The following is a 2,979-nucleotide window of genomic DNA, read 5'->3' as shown; positions in this document are numbered from 1 at the left end:
CCCATTGACCCTGTACATAAGGTAAAACCGTTCGCCGGAGATGTGGAGATGCGAATCAATTTTTCATAGCTTTGTTCACCGGTAATGATTCTTGGCAATCCAAAAATCGACCATGGCGGATCATCCGGGTGGATGGCCATTTGAATGCCAGCCTCCTCCGCTACAGGGAGTATTTCCTCTAGGAAAAAGGCTAAGTTCCCCCAGAGGGCTTCCTCATCTACTTCTTGATAAGCTTCAAACAATTCCGTAATTCGAGCAAGCTTTTCTGGCTCCCAGCCTGGCAGGGTCATATCAGACGACGCCGATACGGTCCGAATCAACTCCTCGGGATTTAAATTGTCGACCTTTGCTTTTTCGTAAAAAAGGGCAGTTGAACCATCTTCTAATGGGTGAAACATTTCCGTCCGCGTCCAGTCAAACACAGGCATAAAATTATAACAGATGACTTTGACGCCGAACTCGCCAAGATTGCGAATGGTTTGCTTATAATTCTCGATATACTTCATTCGGTCTTTGTTACCTAGCTTAATAGATTCATGGACATTGACACTCTCACAACGTCTGTATGGAATCCAAATGATTGAATATAGTTGACTTCCGCTTGAATTTCTTCTTTCTCCCAAACATCTCCTACGGGTTTTTGATGTAAGGCCCAGACAATTCCTTTCACGCCGGGAATTTGTTTCACTTGATCCAAGGAAACGGTATCATTATCTTGTCCATACCAGCGAAATGTAATATTCATAACACACCTCCGACATTAATCAAACGTAATGATGGCCTTCCTAACTAGATCAGGATGTTCTTCAATAAACGTAAAAGCTTCCTGTACTTGAGCAAGAGGGAAGGTATGGGTAACCAGCCCATTATGACGAAGGTTTCCTTCGTTTAAAAGCTCCACTATTTTTGGAAATTGATAGGTTTGCAGTCTTGAGCCTGTAATTGTCACTTCTTTTTTGGTAATAGGAAGCTGAGAAATAGCCGCTGGCTGCTCCACAAAACCAAGAACGACGACATTTCCGGCCGCAGAAACGGCTTCAACCGATAAGGCAAACGTGCTCGGCAGGCAAACGGCATCAATCACTTTGTTTGCCCCCTCCCCATTTGTCCATTCCTGCACAGCAGTTAAAACATCCTCCCGCCCGGCATTCACGATTGTATCGGCTCCGTTTTCCTTTGCAAAGGATAGTCTCTCATCACTCAAATCTGTGACCATGACCGTCGCGCCAAGGAATTTTGCCATTTTGAGTACACAGATCCCAATGGGTCCGGCGCCTTGGATTAATACGGTATCGCCTTCCCCCACCTGTCCGCGATAAACGGCCTGTGCACCAATCGTGTAAGGTTCGGCCAAAACAATTTCTTCCCAAGGGAGATCGGAATTCACCTTATGTAATTGTTTTTCAGGAAGAACAAACCATTCCCTCATCCCGCCATCCTCATGGACACCAAATACCGTTAAGGATTGACAAACATTCGGCTGTCCCTTGCGGCAGGCATAGCATTCGCCGCAATAACGAATCGGTTCGACAACGACATGATCGCCAACTTGCAGATTCGTAACCTCTGATCCAACTTCGACCACTTCTCCTGCCACTTCATGACCCACGACTCTTGGTAATGTGGCCAACGGGTTGGTCCCATGGTAAAGATGGAGGTCGGAGCCACAAATACCTACTCGCTTCACTCTCACTAAGACATCTGTAGCATGGACAATCTGCGGTTTTTCAACTTCTTGAATGGTCAACTCATGTGGTTTACTTACTTGTACCGCTTTCATTTTTTTACACCTTCTTTATTAGAATTCAGTTACATGAGGGATAACTCATCCAACTGTTCAATCTCTTTATCACTCGTTAAGGTTGGAGAGTGTGATATAGGGCTTTTATACTCGGACCATATTACTGTATACTAGTATACAAGTTGAGTTATATAAATAAGTACGTCCATCTTTCTTGACTCTGTTGTTGAACGTACCTACTATATCCTGTTTTAGTCTTTGAAAAAATGAGGATATTTTTCAATAAGTGTTTGCGTACTAGCCTCCAGCCAACGGATATGCTCGGTTAATAGTTCTTCCGTCTTCCTGGCATCGTTTGATAGGATCGCTTGGAAGATGGCCTCATGCTCATTGACCAGTTGCATAAAGTGTTTGGTCTCTTGTAATTCCAAATATCGGAGGCGATTTAGATGACCTCTCATTTGATTGATAATGGAAATTAACGTGGCATTGCCCGTGCTTTCGAGTATGGTATAGTGAAATTGTTCATCGAGTTGCAGAAAGAGGTCGAAATTATGGTCCTCTGCCATTTTCTTTTGGTTTTCAAGAATTTCTATGATTTGCTGATGAAGGTTTTGGTAAACAGGATTACCTCTATCCCACTTATTCGCCACTTCCTTAAACGCACTCACTTCCAAACTTACTCTTACAAAACGAGCCTCATCAATTTTCTTTTTTGATAAGTAAGCAATTCGATTCCCTCGCTGAGGTTGGACTTCAATTAATTCTTCTGCCAGTAACCGCCTAAAGGCTTCCCGTATGGGTGTGCGGCTTACTCCCAATTGATTTCCTAATTCCGCTTCAAATACTTGCTGCCCTGGTTCAAATTGCAAAGTGACAATGGCATCCCTTATTACCTGATAGGCATGATTGGATAATGTCTCTCTTCCTGTTGATATATTTTGTAAGTTCATGTCGCCCCAACCTTTTGTGTAACCGCTTTACTGCAATTATACTAGTATCTTGTATACAAGTCAACGCTATAATATTTTATGTGAAATGAACAATATTTTTTTAGCCCTTAGAAAATAAGTATTATGGCTGCTTAAATACCACTTTTCGAAAAATTTTCTGTTTTTTTGTTTGTTTTAGACGAATGCCTCTCTCTTATTCCTCGTACGATGGCTGTTCTCGCTCTTTGAGGGGCTATGAACTCCTCTTATCCCCTGGACGTTGGCGGATCCTACTCCTTCAGGGGT

2 protein-coding genes and 1 pseudogene are annotated in these 2,979 nt (G+C 43.0%); all 3 read right to left on the bottom strand.

The window, feature by feature from the left end; genetic code table 11:
* Positions 1-745 (bottom strand): annotated as a pseudogene (gene uxuA / locus V7266_RS26625) (mannonate dehydratase); the annotation flags it as partial.
* A gap of 15 nt (positions 746-760) precedes the next feature.
* Positions 761-1,780: a zinc-binding alcohol dehydrogenase family protein gene (locus V7266_RS26620; protein WP_335472237.1), complete on the bottom strand. Its 1,020-nt coding sequence runs from the start codon at positions 1,778-1,780 to the stop codon at positions 761-763.
* Between the two features lie 212 nt (positions 1,781-1,992).
* On the bottom strand, positions 1,993-2,694 hold the full coding sequence (locus tag V7266_RS26615) for a GntR family transcriptional regulator (protein WP_335472236.1): 702 nt from the start codon (positions 2,692-2,694) through the stop codon (positions 1,993-1,995).
* Between the last annotated feature and the right edge of the window lie 285 nt (positions 2,695-2,979).

The sequence above is a fragment of the Neobacillus drentensis genome (assembly GCF_036965645.1).
GTDB lineage: Bacteria > Bacillota > Bacilli > Bacillales > Cytobacillaceae > Neobacillus > Neobacillus drentensis_D.
The sequence above is the reverse complement of the archived record's forward strand: the minus strand, read 5'-3'. Positions and strand labels throughout refer to the sequence as shown.